Genomic DNA, 24,572 nt, shown 5'->3' on the forward strand with positions numbered 1-24,572 from the left:
CCAGGCTAGACAAACACCTTTTAATCTTCTGATGCCAGATCAATAGGATTTTCTATAATTCCATGCTTCAGAGCTAAATAAGTAAGCTCTACATCATTTTTAATGCCTAATTTTTCAAATGTACGATAGCGATAACCATTAATAGTTTTAGTACTAAGGAACAATCGGTCGCTAATTTCTTGAACATTCATGCCACTAGTAATCATCAACATGACTTGCATTTCACGTTCAGATAATACATCAAAAGGTGAACCTTGTACTTCTTCCAGGCTGTTGATCGCCATTTTCTGAGCAATTTCAGCACTGAGATACCTTTCTCCTTTGGCAACTTTACGTATCGCAGCAGCCATTTCTTCAGCACCGGACTCTTTTGTCAGATAGCCCATGGCACCCAATTGCAACACACGAGTAGGCAACACATCAGAACACATTGCAGTGACAGCAATAACCTTAACGTGGGGATTTGATTTTTTCAAACGGCGAGTTACTTCCCAGCCATCAATTCCAGGCATTTTCATATCTAAGAGGACCACGTCAGGGGAATGTTTTTTTACTAGTGCTAAAGCTTGCTCACCGCTTTCTGCATCAGCAACTACTTCTACATCCGACATGTCTTCGAGTAATCGTCGAATCCCCATTCTAACCAATGCATGGTCATCAACAATTAATACTTTAATCAAATAATGCTCCTTGACATACGACAGCCAATGAACAAACAGTTGCTCGATGTTAACAAGACTGGCTGCTCATTACAATATACATACCTTTTCTAGATGAGCTATTACTTAAATATCCTAAAACTCATGGGAAAAAGGGATCGATTAACATGCTCGAATATGAATATTAGGGTTATTTGGATCCACCTTAAACAGTGGTGGAAACTCCCCTAACTCCCGAGTTCGAGCCAAGAGTTTACCTATATCCGATAAAACAAAATCATACAAAACCTGGTAATCACTAATCACAAAATAAACTGGTTGTAACATGTCAATACGATAGGGCATACGAAATGCCGCTATTGGTTCAAACATCGCTCTAAGCGGAATATCGCTTTCAACGCTATATACTGTTTCACTAATCGAAGACAGTATCCCACCGCCATAAGCGCGCAAGCCATTCACGCTTTTAATCAAACCAAACTCAACAGTAAACCAAAACATCCGTTGCAATAAGGGCCAATCAGACTCAGGGAAAGTTAGTACTTTCCGAGCATAATCGTAAACAAACTCTGCATAAACCTTGTCCGTCAACATGGGACAATGACCAAAAACCTCATGAAAAAGATCAGGCTCTTTTACATAATTCAATTCTTCTTCATTACGAATAAACGTAGCCACGGGGAAATGTTTTGTTGCCAATAATTCAAAAAATTCCCGAGCGGAAATTAACGCAGCAACTGCAGACACTTGCCACCCCGTTTTTGCTTTAAGCTTTTGATTTAGATCTGGAATCTGTGGAATTGCCTGCGAATTAAGGTCTAACGTCTTTAATCCAGTTAGGAATTCATCACAAGCTCTTCCTGGTAGTAGTTTTATTTGTCGTTCAAATAAAATACTCCAAATTGAGTTTTCTTTTTCAGAATAATTAACAAACCCTTGAGCGTCAGGAACATGCGCTACATAACGGCTTGAAAATTCCATAATTTCTCCTTCATTACAAATATCGCAAAAAGCAGGTGGGATGATGTGTAGTTATCTTAAAAAAAAACCACCTTTTTTAGTTATTAGGCAATTTGCGGATAAATGTCAACAACTATTACAGAATTTTCAAATTATGCTATAAAATCAAACTCATATTGAACACTAGGGAAACAGACAATGACGGTAGGCATTTTAGCAACCGGTGATGAAATAGTTCATGGTGATACTTTAAATACGAATAGCCATGATATTGCCCATGCGCTAAGCTCTGAAGGCTTACCTTTAGGTGTTCATGTTTCATGTAGTGACAAAGAAGCAGATATCATCAACAGTTTACACTTTTTGACCCAAAAACATGACATCATCATTATCATTGGTGGACTTGGGCCAACCACCGATGATCTCACTCGCTTTGCTTTATCTCAATTTACTGGTCAGACATTAATACAACACGCGGCTGCTCTTGAACATATAACAAGCCGACTGCGTGATGCACACTTAGGCCTTAACCCAGGAAATATTCAACAAAGCCTTTTCCCTGAGCATGCCCAGCTTTTGCCTAATCCTGTAGGTAGTGCTATGGGTTGTTACTATCCGTGGAATAATAAACACTTTTTTTTATTACCCGGGCCCCCTCGAGAATGCTTGCCTATGTTTAATCATCATGTATTACCTATATTGCAACAGACGACACACAGTCAAAAACAAATACTGAAATGGCGAATTTTTGGCTTGCCAGAAAGCGAAATAGCCCAAAAATTGGAAGAGGCACTGCAGAATATTGATTGCCAAACCGGTTATCGCTGGGAATCACCTTATATTGAATTTAAGGTGCGCTGTACGCCAAATCTTGCCGATAAAGTAAAAGCAGTTGTTGACCCCATCCTTAAGCCACATATTATTAGTAGCGTAGATAAAAAAGCTTCTGAAAATTTGCGAGAATTAATTGCATCCATTGATAAACCAATAACAATTATCGATGAGGCTACGGGTGGATTATTACAATTATTGCTTAGCAAACCCAATATACATCATTTATTGGACTTTAGTGGCCAGCATAAAAACAGATTATTTTTCCATATCAACGGCTTGGCAGAATATTGGCAGCAGCAACAAACACTTGGAACTGCACAATTAATTATTGACTACAGCAATCGCGATCAGGGGGGGCATGAAACTCATACTATACCCTATCGTACTGCTGCAGTAGTGGAGCATGCTGCAGAGTGGTTATGCTTCAGACTCTTTCATCTCATCAATCAGCTGCATCAATGAATAACACAGTTGTTGTGTTCCTTCGCCGCTGATTGCAGAAATGGCAAATACTTTATCGTGCCAATTCAAGCCCTTTACTATGGCTTGTATTCGTTCGTCCCGACTGGCTGCATCAGGTAGCATATCGATTTTGTTCAATACCAACCATCGAGGTTTTTGTAAAAGCTCAGGATTGTATTCTGCTAACTCATGAATAATTGCTTTGGCTGAGGCAACTGGATCACTCTCATCAAGGGGAGCAACATCAATGACATGCAGTAACACACAAGTACGTGCAAGATGTTTTAAAAACCGATGCCCAAGTCCTGCCCCTGTGGATGCCCCTTCAATAAGGCCAGGAATATCAGCCATGACAAAACTTTTGTGTGAAGAAACACTAACCACACCTAACCCCGGATGTAAGGTCGTAAAGGGATAATCAGCTACTTTAGCTTTTGAACTAGAAACTGCGCGAATTAAAGTAGACTTCCCTGCATTAGGTAACCCTAATAAACCCACATCAGCTAAAACACGTAATTCCAAGCGTAAATGCCGCGACTCCCCTGGACTTCCAGGAGAAGTTTGTCTTGGAGAGCGATTCACACTACTCTTATAACGGGTATTTCCTAAGCCATGAAAACCACCTTGGGCAATTAATACTGGCACGCCGGGCTCTTTAATATCGCCAAGCAATTCCCCAGTATCCACATCATAAATCATAGTACCCACAGGCACTTTTATTGTTAAATCATCACCTTTTTTCCCAGTACAATTTCCGCCCATACCAGGTTGACCATTACCTGCTTTGTAATGACGCATGTAACGAAAATCAATAAGCGTATTTAAATCGGTGCTTGCCTCGAAGTAAACACTACCTCCATCGCCCCCATCACCACCATCAGGGCCTCCTTTGGGAATAAATTTTTCGCGTCTGAAGCTTAGACAACCATTTCCGCCATTGCCTGCATCTATTTTTATCACTGCTTCATCAACGAATTTCATGACCAACCTCAAAATAAAAAAAAACCCCGTTGCCGGGGTTAATAACAACATTGTAATTAGGTAAATACTTATAACCAGGATTAAGAGAACAGCACGAACACTGCCACCTCCAGGATACAGTAATAGGGCCTAACCAAATTAGTTTGCAGCAGTTTCTTCGTTCTGCTCTGCAACTATAGTTACATATTTACGATTTTTTTCACCCTTGACAACAAATTGTACTAAACCTTCAACCAAGGCAAACAAAGTGTGATCACGGCCACAACCTACGCCAGGCCCTGGATGAAAACGTGTACCACGTTGTCTTACAATAATTTCACCCGCATTAACAAATTGACCGCCAAAACGCTTCACGCCAAGATACTTGGGATTCGAGTCGCGGCCGTTACGAGTACTACCACCTGCTTTCTTATGAGCCATTGCTATCCTCTCTTACTTACTTATCGCAGTAATTTTAACTTGCGAATAATATTGTCTGTGCCCCATTTGTTTCTTGTGGTGCTTACGACGACGATACTTGATAATTTTGACTTTTTTGTGACGACCATGATCAAGCACTTCAGCTTTTACTGTTGCCTTAGCAACTAATGGAGTGCCACAGACGATTTTATCGCCATCAGCCAACATGAGTACTTCTTTAAATTGTATTTCATTGCCAACATCTTCAGGCAGTAATTCAATTTTTAACACATCACCTTCCTTCACGGTGTATTGCTTACCGCCAGTTTTGATTACCGCATACATAATTTTTCTCCAACTCGCCTGATTGGCTATCACAAATTCATAAAGTCGCATATTCTATGAAATTATGACAATGACTTCAAGTTCATTTTAAAATATTGTATACTTCGCCACCCTTTCCGGATTTTTTAATTCATAATCCGGTGTTTAATCTGGTCGCGGATTAAATTTTGGGATTTTATAAATTTTTGGAGTATACAATGTCAAACATCCTTTTAGAAGCACAAACAAGAACGGATATGGGGAAAGGTGCGAGCCGCCGCCTACGTCGTCTTGAAAATAAAGTACCTGGTGTAATTTACGGCGGCGATAAAAAGCCAATGTCAATTCATTTTCAGCATAACAAGGTAGTCAAAGCTTTAGAAACTGAAAGTATCTATTCCAGTGTTTTTGATATCACCATTGATGGCAAAGTAGAACATGTTATTTTAAAGGCATTGCAACGACATCCTTACAAGCCAGTTGTAATGCACATGGATTTACAACGCGTTTCCAAAACTGACATTCTGATTAAATTAGTACCGATTCATTTTATCAATGAAGACAAAGCGCCTGGTATTAAAGCTGGCGGTATTATTAACCATACCATGACTCAAGTAGAAGTTCGTTGCCAAGCAAAAGATTTACCTGAGTTTATCGCTGTAGATATGGCTGATGTAAAAATGGATGATGTTGTCCATCTATCTCACTTAAAATTACCTAAAGGCGTACAACTAACTGTTGATGTGACCGATGGCAGCCATGACGCTCCTGTAGTAAGCATTCACATGCCTAGAGTCAGCGCAGCAGAAGAAGAAGCAGAAGCTACAGAAGTTCCTGCATCTGATGTTCCTACTGTTAGCTCTGAAAAAGATGAAGAGTAATCTTTTAAGTTTGATTGAAAAAATGTAACCGTAGTAAAAGTAGCCTGGGTGGAGCAAAGCGAAGCCCGGGTTTCGCTCTTCGCTTCACCCAGGCTACAAAAGCATTACAACCCTATCAAAGAGCTACACCATGGCCATAAAACTTATCATCGGTTTGCGTAATCCAGGCTCAGCATATGAACATACTCGACATAATGCTGGTGAATGGTTAGTCTCTTCTCTAGCTCAGCGCCATAGTGCCTTTTTTAAGCTGGAAAAAAAAATGCAAGCCGAGCTGACTGATTTGGAGTTAAATCAGCACTCAACTAAGTTGGTTTTACCTACAACTTTTATGAATCATAGTGGCCAACCAACCCGACTTATTAGTCAATTTTACCGAATTGCACCTGCAGAAATATTGGTTGTGCATGATGAGCTGGATTTACCCCCAGGACGCATTAAACTTAAAACAGGTGGGGGTCATGGTGGTCATAATGGCTTAAGAGATATAATAGCTCAATTAGGTAGCGCAGAATTTCACCGTTTACGCATAGGAATTGGTCATCCAGGCCACAGAGACTTAGTTCATCAATTTGTGCTCAGTAGACCCTCAGCACAAGACAGACAGTTAATTTATGACGCAATTGATAGAGGCATAGCAGTAATGCCTTCCGTATTCTCAGGTGATTTAGCCAGAGCAATGAATCAATTGAATGTATAGGCACTGTTACCCACAATGCAAAAGTCCTAATATAGGAATGTAGCGTAACAGTTGGTATAGTTTTAACAATAGAGGTACTACACATGGGATTTAAATGTGGCATCGTGGGCTTGCCCAATGTTGGTAAATCAACACTGTTCAACGCACTCACCAAAGCAGGTATTGAAGCGGCAAACTATCCTTTTTGCACGATTGAACCCAATGTCGGAATAGTTACTGTTCCGGATCCTCGTCTTGACGCTTTAAGTGACATAGTAAAACCACAACAAGTACTACCAGCAACCATGCAATTTGTTGATATTGCAGGTATTGTCAAAGGAGCATCCAAAGGCGAAGGTCTAGGCAATCAGTTTTTAGCAAACATTCGTGAAACCGATGCGATTGCGCATGTAGTCCGTTGTTTTGAAAATACAGATGTCGTTCATGTGGAAGGTCAGGTTCATCCACTGAGTGACATCGAAGTCATTAATACTGAACTCGCTTTAGCAGATATGGAAACTCTTGAAAAAGCCATATTAAAAGCAGGAAAAAACAGCCGTAGTGGCAATAAAGAAGCAATTTTTGAAATGAAAACCCTGGAAAAAATCAAGGCGCATCTTGATGAGGGACATCCTGTTCGTACTCTTGAATTGAGTACTGAAGAAGAGCCTATCGCGCGTCGTCTTTTTTTACTCACAGCGAAACCCGTCCTTTACATTGCAAATGTCGATGACAATGGCTATGAAAATAATCCTTTACTAGAGCAAGTTCGTAATTTAGCAATGCAAGAAAAAGCCAGCATTGTTGCTTTATGTGCTGCAACTGAAGCAGAGTTAGTTGAGTTGGATGAAGCTGATCGCCAAGAGTTTATGGAAGACTTAGGTTTAAGTGAACCTGGATTACATCGCGTGATTCGTGCAGGTTATGAATTGTTAGGGTTACAAACGTATTTTACTGCTGGAGTTAAAGAAGTCAGAGCATGGACAATTTCTAAAGGGGCTACCGCACCTCAAGCAGCAGGCGTTATCCATTCAGACTTTGAAAAAGGCTTTATTCGCGCAGAAGTCATCGCATACGATGCATTCATCTCCTGTAAAGGAGAACAAGGTGCGAAGGAGGCAGGAAAATTACGTCTGGAAGGTAAAGAGTACATCGTTTGTGATGGCGATGTAATGCATTTTCGATTTAATGTATAAGCCAAAGTTAAGGCCCGAACTTAGAAGAGAAATCTTGAACTTTGCTCAGATGTACTTACAAGTTAAGCCTACTTTTACTTGACAATACGTAGGTACAAACCTTAGCATTTGCTGATTGAATCGTAGAGGACAAACAATGTCGATTGACAGTATACGCGCGCTGGTTAGTGACGATTTTAATGCAGTTAATACTCTAATTGTGAATAAAATTGAATCGCAAATCGGCTTAATTGATGATATGTCCCATCACATCATAGAAAGTGGCGGTAAAAGGCTACGGCCATTGTTGGTTCTTTTAGCAAGTAATGCATGTGGCTATCAAGGTAATGAACATATTATATTGGCTGCTATGGTGGAATTTTTCCATACAGCCACACTACTCCACGACGACGTCATTGACGAGTCTACATTAAGAAGAGGACGTCAGACCGCAAACGACATCTGGGGTAGCAAAGCAAGCATTCTAGTGGGCGATTATCTTTTTACTCAATCTATCGAACTCATCGTTGACTCCGGAAATCCAGAAGTACTTAAGCTTTTTGCCAGTACCGCACTTGAGATCAGCTGTGGTGAAGTAAAACAGTTATCGAATCGTCATAACCCGGCACTAACATTTGATGAATATTTTGATGTAATTCGTGCAAAAACAGCTCTTTTATTTGCAGCTGCTGCCTGTATAGGCCCAATCATCAGCAAAGCCTCCAAGGAAATGCAAGACAGCCTCTATGCCTATGGCCTGCACTTAGGTAATGCGTTTCAACTGATAGATGATGCTCTGGATTATTGTTCTGATGCCAAAACTATCGGCAAAAATATTGGGGACGATTTGGCAGATGGGAAAGCCACATTACCTTTAATTCATGCATTACAACATGGTACTGAGCGACAAAAACAACAAATCATAGAAAGCCTGAAAAAAGGCAGTTTGGACTTTTTACCTGATATTCTGGTAGCTCTTGAGGAAACAAAAGCAATAGAATATACCAAGAACATTGCAGCTCAAGAAGTCGACAAAGCATTATCCGCGTTGATGATATTACCCGAGACCAAGTATAAACAGGCACTTATCAATTTGGCTGAATTCGCTTTACAAAGAAGCTATTGATTGCAGTAGTCTGGGTGTAACCCAACGACACCAGGATTAAGAGAAGTTTTTTGATACCTGAAAACCTGTGGGTTACGGCTTGCCTTCACCCAGCACGGAGTGTAGCTCAGCCTGGTAGAGCACTGCCTTCGGGAGGCAGGGGTCGCAGGTTCAATTCCTGTCACTCCGACCATATAAATCAAAGGGTTATGCAATTCGCCTTTAAAAAATTTTATAGGGTGTTTACAGAGTGCAATTTTAATGGGTCTTGGTGCTGAAATTTTCTGCAAATGGTGCCTCTATTAAAAAAATGTTTAGTCTGCTTCTAATTCAATATGAACTTCTAAATCTATTTCAAATCTCGATTTACTGCTATAGACGTTCGACTATATGGGTGGTATAGACCATCACTGCTCGATAATCAGCAAATTAAACGTATGATTGAAATGTACAACGAACAAAAAAATACAGTGGCTGAAATTTGTAAGATTTATGAAATTAGAAATCCATTGTTTTATAATTATTTAAAAAGACAACAACCAGAGAAGAAGATAACTAACTTACAAAAAATTCGTGGAAATGTAGGCTATAATTTCAGTATTTGCTAAAACTTGGTAGTATAGACCATGTATGAAGAATTTTCTTTTGAAAACTATTATGCTTTTATCTGTATAGATAGTGCAAATTCCAGCGAAAAAAGGAAACTTGTTCGAGAAGAACACGTGGCAAGATTAGAAAAATTGAAGAATGAAGGAAGGCTTTTTTTAGCTGGCCCTTTGCTTGATACAAAGCATCTTGGAGTGCCAATGGGCGGATTAATTATTGCGAAATTTAATTCTCTTGAAGAAGCAGAAACTTGGTTGAATGAAGAACCTTATTTAAAAGTAAAAGCCTATCAACAAGTAACCATTCACGCTTATAAAAATGTGTTGACTGGCTTCCCATTAGCGAGCACTCACTCATGACTAATAAAACAATAATTCTTGTCAGCTTAAGTATTTCTCCTGAAAAAGAAGCAGATTTTAATGAATTTTATCATCACCGCTATATTCCAAATTTAATGAAAATTATTCCTGAAATTAAGTTTGCAAGACGTTATCAAGAACATAATGTAGAGGGTACGCTTCGATATTATAATAAACAATTTCTTACTATCTATGGATGCGATAGCGAAACGCCTTCCTCTTCTATTCTTGAAGCCATTAAAGAACGCTCAGGCAGAGAAAAAGAAAAGGCTGAATGGAGTAAGTTTCAAACCAATGACTTGCACCATTTGGAAAGTGCCTGTATTTACACTCAGCGTTATCAACATCCTCGAGGTATGGAAAAAACGCTTTTTAACAATCCATTTTTTATGGTGAGTGTTGAAGTAATACCTAAAAAAATAGCACTTTTTGATGATTGGTATGAAGATCATTATTTACCCAGAAATCTTTCGGATGTACCAACCTGGACGGCTTGCACGCGATACAGTAGTCAAGGAAGAACACCTTCTCGACATCTTACCCTCTATGAAGCACAAGATTTAGCTGCATTACAACAGAGTTTGGATTTGATGCGAGCGCAACATCGTTTAAAAGAAAATGCTTCATGGAAACAATGGGATACTGGCAATGATCCTGCTATAACGTGGGAAGATGCGACGAGCTTTAAGCCAATATTTCGTTACCCTGATTAAAATTTTACGCAGGCGCTCAAGATACGTGTGCAAATGGGTCACTTCACTTTTAAAACAAGCATGTAACCCATGCCACATAAGGGCTACAGCGTACCTTTTCAGGTTTCTTTGCAATAGCTGTTCTTTCAAATAACATTTCATCAATTTTTTTTGATAATTCTCTTGTGCTCCATTTTTCGACACACACATTTCGGCATAAAACTCTCTTTTAAACTGATTATTTATATTTAATAAAGATACAAAATGAGTCCACTTAAGATGTTGGCTTAGCGATAAAACTATTTTCTCCTCGGAAAAAAGCCTTTCAAATTGCACGCAACGATGAATAACTCGTAATCCAAAACCTCGTGCAAATTTTATTTGTAATCTATCAGCCAACGTTTTTATGATGCCTGCGCCATACTCTGCTCTATTGCAATTTAATATGTCGTGATTTATTCGGCGACCGGCTCCGTTGCAAAAAAGAATCAACATAAAAAATCTTAACTTTTGGACGGATCTCAGCTGTATAGGCCAAATTGTTCATTAATAATAGATACTTCAGTCCGTGTTCCATACATCCAAATACTGAACTGTCCTTTTTTAAACATTCGCATGATTTCAAATCCCTTAATAGTAGCGTAAGCAGTCTTCATAGACTGAAATCGTCTTACTTCTCCATGAAAATGACGCCATTTAAATGCTACAGGTTTTGTTGAGCGCATTCGGTTTTCCGGTTAATAGTATACCTTGAAATATAAACTAGCCTTCGTTTTTGCAACGGAGCCGAATTTTTTGATATTACTCTAAATAATAACCATGACAAGTCATTCGACATCTGTTGGGTGTCCTTACTAACGGATTTTGACGTCGTTGGGCCGTCAATGAAACAAGCAACAACAAGCTTGATTTGAGGTCACAAAACAGTGACCTCAAATTTACCTACGTCAGCACGCAAAGCATTTTTTCAGCTACCAATAGACGAGAGTCGTTGCTCTCTTTTCGGTGATATAAGCCATAACGGTTCTCTCCCAGTAAAGGAATATCATCTTTATCATCCCGAGCATTTATGCAGGCTTCAGTATTTTTGTTTTCAGGGCGTGGCACGATTCTCTTGATTGGAATCAAATCAGGTATAGTGCCTTTTTGCGTCGCAAAAATATAATAAGTAATGCTTGCTCTCAGTTCGAGCCCTGCTCGCATATCAAAGATATCCTTGGCGTCAAAAGTCGCTCTACGCCCAAAATCCCCGAATACGTTCAAAGGAAAGTACATTTCTATTGGTAACAAAGGACATTGTCCCATAAGGAAATTAAAAACAAATTTTAATCGCCTGTTCTGAAAATCAATAATCTCAACAGATGAGCAAGTGCCTTTCTTATATGGATAATAACCGAACAATAGCCCACCTAATTTGACTCTATTCAAGCTTAAGGAGCCGTATCGATTGATAACAAAATCCTCATCCCCGTAAAGATAAGTCTCAAGCTCTTCGGGTTGAATTGTTTGTAACTGCTCAATGTCAAACAACTGGCCATCAAAGATTTGACTGGCATAATGCTTTGGATCCCGAGGCCCCCCCAGATTATTTTGGGGATAATTCACTAAATAGGGGTTCAACACTGAATTGTGAGCGTTTATGAAGTAGATCAGTTGAAGAAGAAAAAAATGATGGCTGGATAACTGACAAATTTGATTCACGTTAGTTAATTTAGGAACCTGGGAGAAACATTGAGCAAATCGGTCTTCTAAGTCCAACAATGAGATGCGCATACCACTAGAAGAATTATCAATACGATACTGAAGTTCATCTAATATGGAAATTACTTCATCTTGCAAGGGACGCTCTACCTCCTCCATTGAGTGATCCACTTGGGTTAATTCAAATTGTTCAAACAGATATTTAAATGGATGCTTTTTGATAAAAATAGTGCTTGAGAATGTTTCAGGAGGATAATGAGCGAGTATTTTTTTTAAAAATAGCATCTTTGTTTCAGGCTTGAGTGCAGATGGAATCATTAATCGTTTCAGATCCTTTAACATCTGGATACGCCATTTCATTCTACTTCCAGGAGTATGAGTCACAAGATTTTTTTCAAATGAGTTAAAAAAATCTTCCAATTTCTCCGGATCTTCAAGAGCTGCCTCAGAAACCAGACGCACCTTTTTCAAATAAGTCCATTCAACATTGAGTTGACTTAAGTCTATTGTGCGCATATCCACGTTAATAAACCGAGCATAGGCTAAGTTTGTGCCTGTAAAATCAGCCCCCTCAATTAAAGTGCCCTCAAACACGGCACCACTCAAATCAGCCCATCTCAAAATTGCCTGCTTCATATTTGCTTGTCTCAGTTTGACGTTCCGCATATTCGCATGGCTTAAGTTTGCTTTTTCAAGCAGAGCATTATCCAAACAGGCTTTTACCAGAATAGCATGGAGAAGATTTGCTTGCCGCAAATTTGCTTGACTCAGTAAACTTGAGTTCAAATCCGCATAGCTTAAATTTGCGTGAAACAAGATCATTGCAGACATATCCTGCCAGCCAAAACAAAAATGGGATAGCGAGGCATGCGATAAATCAGCTCCAGCCAGATCTACCTCCATCAAGCTGATGAAAGGTAAAAGATTGAGGTAAGTTTTAGGAAAATTTGTCTTAAATAAATCGAATAATGCAGTTGATTTTTCTCTATCAACCTCTGGGGCATACATATATAGATGCTCTCTCGTCCTATCATCGAGATATGGTTTATCAACCTTCTGGGCAGGTTGGATAAGCTCTTGTAGATACCTTATCGTCTTCGCATCGAGATAATGCTTATCAACCTTCTGGGCAAGTCGGGTAAGTACACGTAGATGCACTCTCGTCTTCTCATCAAGATATGGCGCATTCGAGACATTTATTAACTGTTCGATGTCTGGGAGCGCTTTATGGTGTCGAGTCAGCATGTAACATGCTACTTCGTGATCAGACATCGGCATTTTATTCTCAACCAGGCTTTTTAGAGCCTTGTATTCACTTGTACATCGATAACCTTCAACAAAGTCATAAGCTTCTTTGGGTGCTATTTGACTTAAATGAGATATGACCTGAGCTGGATTTTTTTTAAAGCGGACCGCAAAAGCTGTTGCTGCCACTCTCGATAAATTTTTTGATGCAATCTGGGCGGCTAATAAATCTTCTATATCACAATGAGTCAAAATACTGACTTGTACTTCTTCTGGCATCGAAAAAAAAAGATGCTCTTCATGTGGTGGTATAACGGAGGAAACTGAGGTTTTTTCTTCAGTTAATTCATAAGCGTTCAAAAACACAATTAATTCATGAGTTTTTAACTTTAATTCCCTGATTTGACTGTAAAGATGTGTTATCAATTGGCACAGCTCATCCTCAATACTCGGCTTGGATATGTCTCCTGCGTTAAGACTTTTATCAGTAAAGCGAAGTCTATTATCAAAAGTGTTGACAATAGTTGTTTGGAGTTCTTGGCACACTAAAAAAAAATCAGCCCAATGTTTCCCAAGTTGTTCTTTATCAATTATCTTTTGAGAGGCAATGTTAGCAAAAAAAACATCTTGGTTATAAAATTTATTTGGATTGTCTATCCTCTTTTTTAAGGACAGAAAGATATGAATATTTTTATATGATAAGAGTTCCGTACTTTTATTGCTTAGCTCATCGCTCAGAACACCATAAAAATCTAAAAAGGCATGCAATTCACGTAGATCGTGAACCATTTTGGATACCCGTTCCTTAATAAAAAAAATAAAATATTCTTCTCTAAAGTCAAATTGACGATTTTTTTTCATTACTTAATTCCTTGCAATACATAAAGACGTAACGTGACATCGATTACACAATTTTCTCTCTGTTTCGGATTGTGAAGACAAACAAGAGTTCGCTCAGTTGACGAATCGAATAAGAAAATAAGCGTTAACCGCTTTTAGATTTCCTGGATAAAACGAGAAGGTTTTTCATCGGGAACCAAGAGGATGGATAAACTTATAATCTTTTTCAACAGCCAAGCTGCATTTTGATAAGATTGCTAAGTTACCTGTCCTCCAGCATTACCAATATTTTTAGAAAGTAATGAAATAAGTTACAAATTAATCGGATTATAATCGCTTCATGACCTAATGTGTACTTACGTGGTTTAATAGATTTGACCACCCGAGTTAAGAGATAATGCACTTAACTGGAGAAAGTAATGCCGATAAGAAAGAAATACCCCCCAAATTTAAGCCGGATGGAATTAGTCTCGTTTTAGAACAAGGTTATGGGGTAACAAAAGCAGCAAATAATTTAGGCATTGCTCAAGCGCGACTAAGTCGATGGATAAAAGAACACAAAGAACAAGATGGGCAAGCATTTCGAGGAAATGGCAAGTTAACAGCAGAACAATTAGAGATACGTCGCCTGCAGGAAGAAAATAAACGCCTGAAAATCGAAAAGAAAATCTTAAAAAAGTCGGCGGTCTTCTTTCCTGCAATATAGCTTGATGCAGAGTGGATTTATAAATCTATTGCAAAACTAGGCGGATGGACAGACACAAAGAAATTAGGAAAAGCCAGTTGGAAAACGCTCTGGGGTGGTTGGTTTAAACTCCAAGAGCGTGTAGAAGGCTATCTCTTGATCAAAAATTTGACTGATCTGATCAAGAGACAGCTGCAGGCAACCAGGCTTGCTTAGGCTATTTTAAGGCAGCGTGAGGATCTAATATAGGAAAATCCGACCAATTGTATTTATCCACAAGAAGCAACCAAAAATACAAATTGTTATAGCCATTCTCAATGGCAAGAATGGCTGATTTGATTATATATTGCCTCAGGTTTAACTATGCAGCTGTTCTAATTTCTGAACATCGGATTGTTTGTTATGGATTGATTTCAAAATTTCTCTAATCTTGGGATCATGGCTACATTTTAGTAAGTAAGCCGTCATTTGCATGCCTCCTTTAAAGTGATCACTCATTTCACTTATATACATATCATCGAACTCTTTGCCTGAAAGCTGGTCAAACGACTTCATCTCCATAGGTTTCATTCCAGGAATTTGATAATTGGCTGCAGAGGTAGCGGGTAATTTACTGAGTAGTTCTTTCATTTTAACAACTTCCCTGCCTTGCCGCGCGAGCATTTTCTTTGAAATAGCCACTATTTTTGGATTTTGAGATTTTTTTATAGCTAGCTCCATTATTTGCATTCCTTGTTGGTGATGAGTAAGCATCATTTGCAGGTATTCTTTTTCAAGTGCTGCAGTTTGTTTTTTATCTTTAGGACAATGATTTTCATTCACAGACATTTGTCCCATATTTGATTGATCCATTGCAAAAGCACATGAACTTATTAATGTGAGTCCTAAAAGTATTGAACACTTCTTCATTTCCCTATCTCCTAAATTAAGTAAAGGACATTAGAATTATAGGTCAATAATAAAAATAGGTAGCCTCTTATGTTTAACGGGAAATAAATACTTATAAAAATGATGCAAATTTATATGCTAAGATTATTTGTAATCATAATGATTAAAATGGAGCTTTGTTATGGCTTGGAAAAAATTAGGCTCAGGCGTTTATAACGATACCTATGTAAGTGATGATGGAACACGAGTACTAAAAATTCAAAAAAGAGAAAATGAGATTACAGATAGCCCTGAGCGTTCTGTACGTTTATGGAATGAAATAAATCCTGATCTTAAGCCACCAGCAGCAATTATCCAAACAGAGTTTGGCTTGGGTTGGGTTTGCCCTTATATAAAAGGACGCCAATCTACAGATAAAGAAATTAGCGCTGCATTAATTGACATATTTAATCGTACAGGAAGGATTATTGTTGACGCAGCTTCCCCAAAAAATTTTATTACAACTCCAGAGGGTAAGGTTATCTGTGTCGATATAGGAATGGCATTACAACTTGATAAAAAAGAAGAACAGCAATTTGGACGAGAAAGACGTAATAGTGTCATTAGTCAAGCAAGTTGGGAACTTACTAGTGAACAATACAAAGACGTTATTTTCCCTCTTACCCGTTTTGTTCTTAAAATGGAAGACACAGTAAATACAATTAAGGCTTTATTGTTTCTTCGCGAAAATAGACCAGATATAACTAATGCAGATTTTTTAAATACAACTCATTCTTATAAGTCAAAATTTGGAATTATCCTTCAAAGGACTTATTTAACTACGCTTAGTAATGCTTTTTCTACAGAGAAAGAGAAGCAAGATGATGCAATAAATGCATTAAAAGAAGCAAACACGGAAGTTAAAGATCATCGAAGTAATTCTGTAACAACTTCTACTCCAAATGATGAGCAACTCTCTGTTGATGAAGTAATAAAGATGCTTAAAGATGAGATGCCCCCAACTGTAACGACCTTCAAAGGAAGTTGTATTAAAGAGTTAGAGCGATATATTAAATCAAGGGGCTCTCTTAATTATGAAGGACACTTTGAACCATCTTTCTTAACTAGAAAACTAAGGGATGAAGCACTAACTGGAGATAAAGTTGAAAAGGCTTTAAGATTAATAGAGAACATAAGAAAAGAAAATACTATAGAAGGAGTAAAGAGCCTGATAGATGAGGCACAGAAGGATCAAATGGTTAATAAAGCCAGGTTTGGTAGTGGGCTTGCCAGTCGTTTAAATAGATGTATATGCATTCTTGAAAAAGGAGCAGTAACGCTTGCAAATATTGATAGAAATATTGAAAGCCAACATTTATAAAAAGGGCGAGTCCAAAAATGCTGCGCCGCGCTGTGCGCTCTTCGCTCACGTTTTGTCGAACCTCCGCCCCCTCGTAGCCACATTAACAAATGTCACGGCTATCGACTTTTAGCCTATAGTAAGGTATTTTCCAGCGTTTGCCATCATTAATATGTTGGACTAAAACATATTTCAATGACTTATAGAGTACTCACGCTTTAATAAATGACTGAGTTTTGGCTTCAAAGTATTCTACTATGTCGCCTTCTTTAAATTTATTAACCGCGCAAGAAACGCGGATTGGGTTCTCTAATTCATTGTTAATAGCAGTAGCTGCTTTGAAGTAATTCATTTTATTATTAGTCATCTTTTTGAAGTTGATATGCAAAAGATAAACAGAAATTTCAAGAACCTTGCAGCAACTTCCAAAACGATGAGAAAGATATCTCACCATTATCCATTCTTTTCTTCATCGGAAGAAGAAAAGAGATCTAAGATTGTTGAAGAATATCATAAGACTGAGCCATCTTTTTTTTATAAATATATCGTGAATAACCCAGTAGGTATAATCTCACTTGCAATGGGTAATTTTATCCTTTCATCATTTGCTGGAGTTTGCATAGACGAGCTTTTTCCTGGCTATAGACTGGCCCGTGTAGCAGCATCCCTTTCTTTTGTAAATGCCATTTTAGGTTCATTAGTGGTAATCGACCAATGCGTTGATTCCGCCCATAAGAGAGCTGTCCAGGTAAAAGATTTTAAAAATTCCTATTTAAAATTATCTCTATTTAATTTTCCTGAAACCAAAAATGAACAGACTCAGGAAAATTGTCTTGGGAATGGACTTTAGATGAATGATTGAACAATTTTTATGTTGGATCCATGTCTACTTTATGGAATCAGCGAAATAGATTTTCCAATGCAACATGAAAGCACTCCCGATTTGATAACTTTTTACCAGAATCGGGGCCGAACCTCATATCGGCTCACTCCGGTTGGCCACTTAATAAAACATTAATACTTAATGGTATATAATTAAATCATACGACCAATTTGAGAAACACTATGACTAAAAAATCCAAAATAGAACGATTGAATATTCTATGTGATGAATACAAAAGACATCTCGAAGAGGCTTTAATTAGTTATGTAAAGGACATGCCTAAGGATGTCATTAATTATTATACCAATAAAGAAGGCAATATAGACATAAATAAAATCATTGAGCAAGCAAACACCGGACGTTCGCTATACTGGCCAGCTAATGTGCAGAAATATCAATGGACGACACCTTCTTGGGATCTTCACCCAGAGTTATATTTAGTACTTAATAAATATAAGATTGTTAACCAAATGAAGGATGCGCTGAATAATCCGAGCGTTCCAGATGAAGATTTACGGATAAAAGCATGCACAAATGTGCTTACCGAAAAGAATAAAGATACATTAAGAGAACGAAGAGACTCAAACAAAGGTGTTCAGTTTTTAGAAAATGTGCTTCATGTTTTAAGTTTAGGAATCTATTCAAAAGTTACTAAAGGAACATTTAAATTTTGGCAATCTCATGGTGAGGCTTTAAGCGAAAATATTGAAGAAGTTGCAAAAGAAGAAAGTAACCTTAAGATAAAATAGCACTTCTGTTTAGCCAACCCTTCGATAAAGCTACAAATTAACTTTTACTGTGAGGTTTCTGCAAGTTTGCAGAAACCTCACAATGATACAACATTTAAAAATTATCCAGATATAAATTTAATTGCAAATGAAGGATTAGATAAGAAACAATGGGTAAATCTAAAAAAACATATAGAATCTGTTCAACAATTCCTTGGCATAAGAGAGGGTAATAACTATGCGTCGGAATGGGAAAAAGAATCTTTCCTTAAAAAAATTAATGAAAAATTGCAATAACATCCCTTAGCGGGAATTTAGCAACGGATTGATATAATATAAAGAATATTGTTCTGCTCCATTTGAAATAACGGCCTCTTCTTCTCCAATAAATGGTAATACCACACCAAATTTCTCTCTAATATTATGTCGAAATCAATATTTAGAGGACTCAAAGGAGATTAGTATAAAAAATAACTATTCAGCAACCTGCGAGATGACAAACCAAATTAATTGCATTCAATCAACCTACCATTAATAGTACTCAGTAAACCTATGAGCTCAGTTCAAAAAACCGCTCAATTCCTATAAATTAAAAAATATTTAATTGAAACAGTTTCTTAAACCAATAAAACCTACTGAAGTCCAATTTCAATACACAAAATAAAGAGCTCACAAAAACAGTGGTTTTTATGAGCTTAATAATATATTGTGTATTTCTCTCGTACCATAAAGACTAAAACAGAATATTTTTATGGATATAGCAAATTATTCTTTTTGGATAAAAATAAGCGTTTGTTTTTTCCTTTGTTTTGGCATGCAAGCTACTCACAGCACCAGGACCTATTCTAAAGATTGGGCTGTTGCAAACATTATTGGACCAATATCAGAAAACTCTTCTTTTAAATATTACCTAGAGCCACAATTACGTCTAATTGACACTCCTTCGGTCTTTAATCAATTCCTTTACTTAGGTGGATTAGGTTATCAATTTAATAGAAATGTTATGTTGTTTATAGGACCTGGGTGGATTTTAACGAAAACACCTGAAAACAAGACACATACAGAAAAACGATTATGGGAACAGTTAAATTGGCAAGTCATGAAAGATTCTAATTTGAGTATCAATAGCCGAACTCGTTTGGAAGAAAGACAACGTAGCGATCAATCCCAAATTGCTTTTCGTTTACGAGAGCGCTTATGGCTAAGAGTTCCCTTAAAAAAATGGCAAAGTTATTCTTTTTCATGTTTTAATGAGTTTTTCTTTAATCTCAATCATCCTAGTTGGACATCACCATATTTATTTGAGCAAAATCGAGCATTTATTGGGATTGCCAAAAATTTATCCAAAACAGCCATTTTGGACATAGGATATCTAAATCAGTTTCTTCACTCATCTCAAAACCAGAACGACAATGTATTATTGCTTAGCCTCACGATGATTAGATAAAGTGCTCACATAATAAGAAAGCCAGAGAGTTTGCGTGCTCTCTGGCTGAGTTGATCTAAGGGTTTTTCTGACCTTTTTGATATTTTTAGAAGCTTAAGGTCTAATACTATGATTAAGATCTTGTCGGTCTAATTCAGCTGCCTCAGCTACCGTATCAACTGGCCCAATAACCCGTTCAATATCTCTCAATACTTTCAGATTTGCAGTAAAATTTTCTATATCATTATTTGCTACAGGCTCTACTAATTTTTGTCGCTCAGCCTCTTTATTCTGATTTCGCATCGTTTGCAATCGAATACAATCCAAGGGCTTTAGGCTAGTTATCACTGTCAAATCGATTAAGCCCCTTAAGCATTACCTGGGCTTTGAAAAACCTATGAACCCAAACCTTGAAGTGCCGCCAAAAATTCAATAAGAACTCTTTAAACTAGGGTTCAAGGTCTGATCCTCTCGGTTTCTGTTATTGATTATGCAGTTGCAGACAAATCAAGTAATTGATTATGCATTTGTACCCCCATCAATCGTAAGATTAGCTCCGGTAATATAAGAAGCTTCTGGGCCAGCTACAAATGAAACCAATGCAGCCACTTCATCCACCTGACCATAACGTTTAAGTGCTGTGTTTGCCACTTGTAATTGTGCCGAATCGCCAGTTACTGGGTTTAAATCCGTATCTATAGGCCCCGGTTGCACATTATTTACAGTAATTCCTCGTTCGCCTACTTCACGAGAAAGCGCCTGTGTAAATAGTTTGACAGCCGCCTTTGTGGCTGAATAGGTAGCAAGTCCGGGATTCATTATTCGCTCGCCAACACAAGAGCCGATGTTAATGATTCTCCCCCCCTTTTTGAGATGTTTCAGGGCAGCTTGCGTTGCAACAAAAACCCCCATAAGATTGAGTGCAACAACCTCATTCATTTCTTCGAATGAAGTTTCTTCAAAAGGTTTTGCAATCGCCGTGCCGGCATTATTGACCAATACATCAAGACGGCCGAAAGTACTCACCACTTTGTCAATTGCAGCTTTCACGGCCTCCGAATCACGCGCATCCGCTTGTAAAGCAATAGCCTCTCCTCCTGCAGCTTTGATGTCCTTGAGCACTAAATCTGCTGCATCAGAATTTTTAGCGTAAGTGATTGCGACTCGAGCACCATCTTTGGCCAATCTCTTAGCGATGGCAGCGCCAATCCCGCGCGACCCACCGGTAACCACTACAACTTTATTTGCTAACTGGTTCATTCATTTTCTCCTGTTCAATTATTCTTATGCGAGTAAGAGGCTTTTGTCTGTTGATATGTCACATGTCTATTTGCCCCTCCTAAGGGTTTATTTTCTACCGAAACAATTCTCTTTGCGTCATCTCAAGCCGCTGGTGCAACTGGTGCATTTTTTGTGGGTTCGGCAGTTAAATCATATGCGAGTAAATGACTCCGTGATTGCAAATCATTAAAGAAACGGTCACGACATGTAGTCACAGATAATTTATTGGCAAGATCTGCCATTTCGGGTATTGAATTAGACGTTAAATAAGTCGATACCGATAAAAACATTGCTGCAGCTAATTTTTTATTTTTAATCAGTTGAGGTCCTTGTAAAAGCCATAGTTGCATTTCTGGCTGCATCCACCCCATAGCTTGATTAAAATTTAATTTCTGTGTCTGCATAAGCGTATGCAGTTTTGTTGCTTTAGGAACTAAATGGACTATATCTATTTTTGCTGCATATTTTTTTAATTCAGAAGCAATAACAGATTGGAAATCTGGATTGAATGTTGCAAGGGTTTGCAATGCATCACGCTCCGTAGAGAGCGTCATGTGCAGCAAATTAGTAGCAATTGTTTTCAACAATGCAAGTCGGTCGACAGGATTCTCGGCTAAAACTAAGACTTTGTTTGCTTCCGCCACATGTCCTCCTAGAGCATAGCCCAATGCCATATGCCGCAACAATTCGAATCGGTCATCAGGATTCTCGGCTAACTCTAAGACTTTGTTTGCTTTTGCCACATGTCCGCCTTGAGCATAACCACAAGCCATTTCTTGCAACAATGAGAATCGCTCATCAGGATCAGCTAACACTAAGATTTTGTTTGCTTCTGCCCCATGTCCGCCCAGAGCATAGCCATATGCCATTTGCTGCAATAATTCAAATCGGTCATCAAAATTCTGCTCGAGCGCTAAGACTTTGTTGGCTTCTGCCTCATATCCTCCTTGTGCATAGCCACACGCCATTTCCTGCAACAATGAGAATCGCTCAGTGGGATCCTCGGCTAACGCTAAGATTTCGTTTGCCTCTACTATATGTCCGCCTTGGGCATAGCCACATGCCATTTCCTGCAACAATGAGAGTCGATCGACAGAATTATGCACTAACTCTAAAACTTTGTTTGCTTCTGCCACATGCCCGCCGTGGGCATAGCCACATGCCATATCCTGCAACAATACGCGTCGCTCATCAGGATTCTCAGCTAACGCTAAGACTTTGTTTGCTTCTGCCACATGCCCGCCGTGGGCATAAGCAGATGCCATCTCCTGCAACAATGAGAGTCGGTCGACAGGATTATGTGCTAACTCTAAAGCCTTGTTTGCTTCTGCCACATGCTTGCCTTGAGCATAACCATATGCTATCCACAACAATGAAGCATTGAATTCTTTTCTTAAAAAATTAACGGATTCAAAATCACCTTCAGCGGCTAATTTACTGACCGCTGCCTCACTTGTCACATGATGGAATACATCAATAGAAGCAAAAGGAAGTATTTTACTAATCGCTATTTTGGCTTCTTTTTTATTAGGATTTTTCGCAGCCTTGTAAATCAGCTCACTGAAGCATGTCTCACTGGCAATGCGTTTTTTTTGTAGTATCTCTTCAGGATCATTTTTAGAATCTAACTGACTGGCAACTGTTGGCATAAAATACGTACTCCTCTACAGAATGACCTTAACCCTTTAATTTCGGCATATTAACGAGCCAACTCTTTTTCTTCAATGCCTTAAGCATGAAATATCAATACCCTCTAGCCGGTTGTTAATATTTTATTAATCTTTATTAGTTATAGTGTGCGCTTTTTGCCCGAGTATACTAAATGCCAATTACGAATAATAACTATAGAAAACTTACACCTAATGAAATCCTCAACGCCACACTTCACCACTGGCCTAGCACGCAAAAGATTACAAATATCCAATACTCTTATGATCTATCCATTATCCCGCAACAGCTCAAGGACAGTGCACGCGCAAAATATTCGCAAAGCTCATTTGCTCCTTTGAATACTGACAGTATTAATTGGCTGCAAAAAGTTCTGCATGAATGGGAAAAGTCTTGTGAAAACACAATTAAATTCATCTACGTTGGCAAAATTAACTCGAATACTTTTCCAGGTATCGTAATAGCCAATTGTGACGACCTGGGTGATATCAATGGATACTGGCAACAAGTCTTCACCTCAGGACAGTTCCAATTTGGTTTGGTATGTATTCCTTCAAACTACTATGATGCTGCAGGCAAGCTCATGCCGTACAATATTAGAACTATTAGCCATGAAATAGGACATGCTATTGGCTTGCAACATTTCCACGATGTAGAGTCAATCCGTGTCTATTTACAAAATAGCCCTGAAGGGATGGGATATTCAGTAATGCCATACCTCGATGAGATAGAATCTGATACAAACTTATGCGAAAAGATCGATGCCTGTTTAAACACCACTTACGCGGTTATGCCTGGTCCTTTAGATGCACAAATGTGTCAAGCAATCTATGGGAAAGATAGCTTGCTTAAACCCATAAGCTTAGAAGAAATACAAAACTACGCATTCGCCGGAGCATCCATAGGATGTGACTTTGGTGCTCGTAGCGCTGCAGAGTACCTTTTTAAGCGTTTGGGTGATACTCAACTAGACGCCCATTTAAAGACCCTTGCGATTTATTACTCAGTTATCCTTTTAAGACTGGTATATTACTCGTACGCCACTGATTACTCAAGCTTTTTTGAGCAAGCACAACAGCTTATGATCCCATTGGGTAGCGAGTTATGCCACCTGACTCTTAAGTTACTTGGAGATTACTTACGGACCCAAAACCTGCATGTTCTAAGCAATACTTTAGAAATAGCGTCAAGTAGTTTGATACTTCTCAGCTTTAGTCATGGACTCATCGAAGCAGCTAGAGGAAGCTTTCATGCAACCTGGAATTATGGCGCAGCCATTCTATCTGGTATCGCCAGTTATGGTATTGTTAGCTCCATAGGTAAGCATCTGGTTAACAATATCTTTACTCCAGTGGAAGTCGAAAATCCTGGAGTTGTTGAACAAACAACCCAAAAAGGCCTTTTAACCTCGTTATGGAGTTTTTTTGGTACAAATAAACCAGAACAAGAAAGTGCTCCCCAGACACTCACGTCTAACAAGCAACACACATTGTAAATGCCTCCTATTGGAGGCCCATCAAATTATTCATACTGTTTTTTACAGAGTCTAGACCATTCGTGCTCATTTGTGAGGGCATTCCCAGTAGGTCTTATTTAATCAAAAATCTCTTAATGTACTATACTTAAGACTTATGCAAAATAATTAGCTAGGTAAACAATGGCACAAAGTATTTTTTTTTGTAATGGCTTTGCAATACCCGCTGGATGTACTGAGAAAATCAGACAACAAATATTATTAATCCCATACGTTGTTCTATAAAAAAATATCGTAT

Annotated in this window: 24 protein-coding genes, 1 tRNA gene and 3 pseudogenes; 16 read left to right on the top strand and 12 right to left on the bottom strand. The window is 38.4% G+C overall.

What is annotated here, in order from left to right; genetic code table 11:
- Positions 1–20: 20 nt before the first annotated feature.
- Both letA and phhA read right to left on the bottom strand, forming a co-directional pair.
- The gene (gene letA, locus Lste_RS08800; RefSeq protein ID WP_058510655.1) at positions 21–680 is read right to left on the bottom strand and encodes a two-component system response regulator LetA; all 660 of its coding nucleotides are present in this window, start codon (positions 678–680) and stop codon (positions 21–23) included.
- A 141-nt stretch (positions 681–821) separates the two neighbouring features.
- Positions 822–1,640 (bottom strand): phenylalanine 4-monooxygenase, encoded by an 819-nt coding sequence (gene phhA, locus Lste_RS08805; RefSeq protein WP_058510656.1) that lies wholly within the window; start codon positions 1,638–1,640, stop codon positions 822–824.
- A gap of 177 nt (positions 1,641–1,817) precedes the next feature.
- Here phhA and Lste_RS08810 point away from each other — a divergent pair, with 177 nt between their 5' ends.
- On the top strand, positions 1,818–2,915 hold the full coding sequence (locus tag Lste_RS08810; protein WP_058510657.1) for a competence/damage-inducible protein A: 1,098 nt from the start codon (positions 1,818–1,820) through the stop codon (positions 2,913–2,915).
- Here the strand turns inward: Lste_RS08810 and cgtA are convergent.
- From cgtA to rplU, 3 genes are all read right to left on the bottom strand, one after another.
- Positions 2,871–3,896 carry an Obg family GTPase CgtA gene (cgtA, locus tag Lste_RS08815; protein WP_058510658.1) on the bottom strand — a complete coding sequence of 342 codons (1,026 nt, stop codon included), beginning with the start codon at positions 3,894–3,896 and terminating at the stop codon, positions 2,871–2,873. The two genes, Lste_RS08810 and cgtA, sit on opposite strands and share 45 nt — an antisense overlap.
- 138 nt (positions 3,897–4,034) lie before the next feature.
- On the bottom strand, positions 4,035–4,316 hold the full coding sequence (gene rpmA / locus Lste_RS08820; protein WP_058510659.1) for a 50S ribosomal protein L27: 282 nt from the start codon (positions 4,314–4,316) through the stop codon (positions 4,035–4,037).
- Positions 4,317–4,328: 12 nt separating this feature from the next.
- The gene (gene rplU, locus Lste_RS08825; RefSeq protein ID WP_058510660.1) at positions 4,329–4,640 is read right to left on the bottom strand and encodes a 50S ribosomal protein L21; all 312 of its coding nucleotides are present in this window, start codon (positions 4,638–4,640) and stop codon (positions 4,329–4,331) included.
- Positions 4,641–4,837: 197 nt separating this feature from the next.
- Between rplU and Lste_RS08830 the strand changes: the two genes are divergently transcribed.
- From Lste_RS08830 to Lste_RS08860, 7 genes are all read left to right on the top strand, one after another.
- Positions 4,838–5,500, top strand: a complete 663-nt coding sequence (locus tag Lste_RS08830) for a 50S ribosomal protein L25/general stress protein Ctc (protein WP_058510661.1) — start codon at positions 4,838–4,840, stop codon at positions 5,498–5,500.
- 130 nt (positions 5,501–5,630) lie between these two features.
- Positions 5,631–6,200, top strand: coding sequence for an aminoacyl-tRNA hydrolase (gene pth / locus Lste_RS08835; protein ID WP_058510662.1), 570 nt, complete (start codon positions 5,631–5,633; stop codon positions 6,198–6,200).
- Between the two features lie 83 nt (positions 6,201–6,283).
- Entirely contained in the window at positions 6,284–7,375 is a 1,092-nt protein-coding gene (ychF, locus tag Lste_RS08840; RefSeq protein ID WP_058510663.1) for a redox-regulated ATPase YchF, read from the top strand.
- A gap of 136 nt (positions 7,376–7,511) precedes the next feature.
- Complete coding sequence (locus Lste_RS08845; RefSeq protein ID WP_058510664.1) at positions 7,512–8,480, top strand: polyprenyl synthetase family protein; 969 nt, start codon at positions 7,512–7,514, stop codon at positions 8,478–8,480.
- Between the two features lie 95 nt (positions 8,481–8,575).
- Positions 8,576–8,652 (top strand) — tRNA-Pro (locus tag Lste_RS08850).
- 433 nt (positions 8,653–9,085) lie between these two features.
- Entirely contained in the window at positions 9,086–9,424 is a 339-nt protein-coding gene (locus Lste_RS08855; RefSeq protein ID WP_058510665.1) for a YciI family protein, read from the top strand.
- A complete protein-coding gene (locus Lste_RS08860) occupies positions 9,421–10,137 on the top strand; it encodes a hypothetical protein (RefSeq protein WP_068310919.1) in 717 nt (238 codons plus the stop codon). Before Lste_RS08855 ends, Lste_RS08860 begins: the two co-directional genes overlap by 4 nt.
- On the opposite strand, the gene Lste_RS19815 is transcribed toward Lste_RS08860, so the two are convergent.
- The 3 genes and pseudogenes from Lste_RS19815 to Lste_RS08870 all read right to left on the bottom strand — a co-directional run bounded on the left by Lste_RS19815 (position 10,048) and on the right by Lste_RS08870 (position 13,923).
- The gene (locus Lste_RS19815; RefSeq protein ID WP_083503937.1) at positions 10,048–10,611 is read right to left on the bottom strand and encodes a DUF1016 N-terminal domain-containing protein; all 564 of its coding nucleotides are present in this window, start codon (positions 10,609–10,611) and stop codon (positions 10,048–10,050) included. The genes Lste_RS08860 and Lste_RS19815 overlap by 90 nt on opposite strands.
- 26 nt (positions 10,612–10,637) lie before the next feature.
- Positions 10,638–10,781, bottom strand: a pseudogene (locus Lste_RS08865) (IS6 family transposase); the annotation flags it as partial.
- A gap of 277 nt (positions 10,782–11,058) precedes the next feature.
- On the bottom strand, positions 11,059–13,923 hold the full coding sequence (locus Lste_RS08870) for a pentapeptide repeat-containing protein (RefSeq protein WP_058510667.1): 2,865 nt from the start codon (positions 13,921–13,923) through the stop codon (positions 11,059–11,061).
- A 398-nt stretch (positions 13,924–14,321) separates the two neighbouring features.
- Between Lste_RS08870 and Lste_RS08875 the strand changes: the two are divergent.
- Positions 14,322–14,584, top strand: a pseudogene (locus tag Lste_RS08875) (transposase); the annotation flags it as partial.
- 30 nt (positions 14,585–14,614) lie between these two features.
- Positions 14,615–14,803 (top strand): annotated as a pseudogene (locus Lste_RS18765) (hypothetical protein); the annotation flags it as partial.
- A gap of 141 nt (positions 14,804–14,944) precedes the next feature.
- Here Lste_RS18765 and Lste_RS08880 read toward each other — a convergent pair.
- On the bottom strand, positions 14,945–15,496 hold the full coding sequence (locus Lste_RS08880) for a DUF305 domain-containing protein (RefSeq protein ID WP_058510669.1): 552 nt from the start codon (positions 15,494–15,496) through the stop codon (positions 14,945–14,947).
- Positions 15,497–15,656: 160 nt separating this feature from the next.
- Between Lste_RS08880 and Lste_RS08885 the strand changes: the two genes are divergently transcribed.
- The 5 genes from Lste_RS08885 to Lste_RS08905 all read left to right on the top strand — a co-directional run bounded on the left by Lste_RS08885 (position 15,657) and on the right by Lste_RS08905 (position 19,872).
- The gene (locus tag Lste_RS08885; protein WP_058510670.1) at positions 15,657–16,835 is read left to right on the top strand and encodes a hypothetical protein; all 1,179 of its coding nucleotides are present in this window, start codon (positions 15,657–15,659) and stop codon (positions 16,833–16,835) included.
- A gap of 361 nt (positions 16,836–17,196) precedes the next feature.
- Entirely contained in the window at positions 17,197–17,664 is a 468-nt protein-coding gene (locus Lste_RS08890) for a hypothetical protein (RefSeq protein WP_058510671.1), read from the top strand.
- A gap of 215 nt (positions 17,665–17,879) precedes the next feature.
- Positions 17,880–18,446 (top strand): hypothetical protein, encoded by a 567-nt coding sequence (locus Lste_RS08895; protein ID WP_058510672.1) that lies wholly within the window; start codon positions 17,880–17,882, stop codon positions 18,444–18,446.
- Between the two features lie 66 nt (positions 18,447–18,512).
- Positions 18,513–18,722, top strand: a complete 210-nt coding sequence (locus Lste_RS08900; protein ID WP_058510673.1) for a hypothetical protein — start codon at positions 18,513–18,515, stop codon at positions 18,720–18,722.
- A 454-nt stretch (positions 18,723–19,176) separates the two neighbouring features.
- Positions 19,177–19,872 (top strand): DUF2490 domain-containing protein, encoded by a 696-nt coding sequence (locus tag Lste_RS08905; protein ID WP_058510674.1) that lies wholly within the window; start codon positions 19,177–19,179, stop codon positions 19,870–19,872.
- Between the two features lie 93 nt (positions 19,873–19,965).
- Here Lste_RS08905 and Lste_RS08910 read toward each other — a convergent pair whose 3' ends face one another.
- From Lste_RS08910 to Lste_RS08920, 3 genes are all read right to left on the bottom strand, one after another.
- Positions 19,966–20,205: a hypothetical protein gene (locus tag Lste_RS08910; protein WP_157070720.1), complete on the bottom strand. Its 240-nt coding sequence runs from the start codon at positions 20,203–20,205 to the stop codon at positions 19,966–19,968.
- Between the two features lie 165 nt (positions 20,206–20,370).
- Positions 20,371–21,111 (bottom strand): 3-oxoacyl-ACP reductase family protein, encoded by a 741-nt coding sequence (locus Lste_RS08915; protein WP_058510676.1) that lies wholly within the window; start codon positions 21,109–21,111, stop codon positions 20,371–20,373.
- Between the two features lie 122 nt (positions 21,112–21,233).
- Positions 21,234–22,781 carry a hypothetical protein gene (locus Lste_RS08920; RefSeq protein WP_058510677.1) on the bottom strand — a complete coding sequence of 516 codons (1,548 nt, stop codon included), beginning with the start codon at positions 22,779–22,781 and terminating at the stop codon, positions 21,234–21,236.
- A 173-nt stretch (positions 22,782–22,954) separates the two neighbouring features.
- On the opposite strand from Lste_RS08920, the gene Lste_RS08925 reads away from it, so the two are divergent.
- Positions 22,955–24,295: a zinc metalloprotease gene (locus Lste_RS08925; protein WP_058510678.1), complete on the top strand. Its 1,341-nt coding sequence runs from the start codon at positions 22,955–22,957 to the stop codon at positions 24,293–24,295.
- Positions 24,296–24,572: the final 277 nt, after the last annotated feature.

This window comes from Legionella steelei, from assembly GCF_001468005.1.
Lineage (GTDB): Bacteria > Pseudomonadota > Gammaproteobacteria > Legionellales > Legionellaceae > Legionella > Legionella steelei.

Coding starts and splice junctions, on each gene's coding strand:
- rplU (WP_058510660.1), bottom strand. CDS start 4,640: ATGTATGCGGTAATCAAAACTGGCGGTAAGCAATACACCGTGAAGGAA.
- Lste_RS08895 (WP_058510672.1), top strand. CDS start 17,880: ATGACTAAAAAATCCAAAATAGAACGATTGAATATTCTATGTGATGAA.
- pth (WP_058510662.1), top strand. CDS start 5,631: ATGGCCATAAAACTTATCATCGGTTTGCGTAATCCAGGCTCAGCATAT.
- Lste_RS08915 (WP_058510676.1), bottom strand. CDS start 21,111: ATGAACCAGTTAGCAAATAAAGTTGTAGTGGTTACCGGTGGGTCGCGC.
- Lste_RS08885 (WP_058510670.1), top strand. CDS start 15,657: ATGGCTTGGAAAAAATTAGGCTCAGGCGTTTATAACGATACCTATGTA.
- Lste_RS08905 (WP_058510674.1), top strand. CDS start 19,177: ATGGATATAGCAAATTATTCTTTTTGGATAAAAATAAGCGTTTGTTTT.
- Lste_RS08855 (WP_058510665.1), top strand. CDS start 9,086: ATGTATGAAGAATTTTCTTTTGAAAACTATTATGCTTTTATCTGTATA.
- rpmA (WP_058510659.1), bottom strand. CDS start 4,316: ATGGCTCATAAGAAAGCAGGTGGTAGTACTCGTAACGGCCGCGACTCG.
- Lste_RS19815 (WP_083503937.1), bottom strand. CDS start 10,611: ATGTTGATTCTTTTTTGCAACGGAGCCGGTCGCCGAATAAATCACGAC.
- phhA (WP_058510656.1), bottom strand. CDS start 1,640: ATGGAATTTTCAAGCCGTTATGTAGCGCATGTTCCTGACGCTCAAGGG.
- ychF (WP_058510663.1), top strand. CDS start 6,284: ATGGGATTTAAATGTGGCATCGTGGGCTTGCCCAATGTTGGTAAATCA.
- Lste_RS08810 (WP_058510657.1), top strand. CDS start 1,818: ATGACGGTAGGCATTTTAGCAACCGGTGATGAAATAGTTCATGGTGAT.
- Lste_RS08870 (WP_058510667.1), bottom strand. CDS start 13,923: ATGAAAAAAAATCGTCAATTTGACTTTAGAGAAGAATATTTTATTTTT.
- Lste_RS08845 (WP_058510664.1), top strand. CDS start 7,512: ATGTCGATTGACAGTATACGCGCGCTGGTTAGTGACGATTTTAATGCA.
- Lste_RS08860 (WP_068310919.1), top strand. CDS start 9,421: ATGACTAATAAAACAATAATTCTTGTCAGCTTAAGTATTTCTCCTGAA.
- Lste_RS08925 (WP_058510678.1), top strand. CDS start 22,955: ATGCCAATTACGAATAATAACTATAGAAAACTTACACCTAATGAAATC.
- Lste_RS08830 (WP_058510661.1), top strand. CDS start 4,838: ATGTCAAACATCCTTTTAGAAGCACAAACAAGAACGGATATGGGGAAA.
- Lste_RS08880 (WP_058510669.1), bottom strand. CDS start 15,496: ATGAAGAAGTGTTCAATACTTTTAGGACTCACATTAATAAGTTCATGT.
- Lste_RS08920 (WP_058510677.1), bottom strand. CDS start 22,781: ATGCCAACAGTTGCCAGTCAGTTAGATTCTAAAAATGATCCTGAAGAG.
- Lste_RS08890 (WP_058510671.1), top strand. CDS start 17,197: ATGCAAAAGATAAACAGAAATTTCAAGAACCTTGCAGCAACTTCCAAA.
- cgtA (WP_058510658.1), bottom strand. CDS start 3,896: ATGAAATTCGTTGATGAAGCAGTGATAAAAATAGATGCAGGCAATGGC.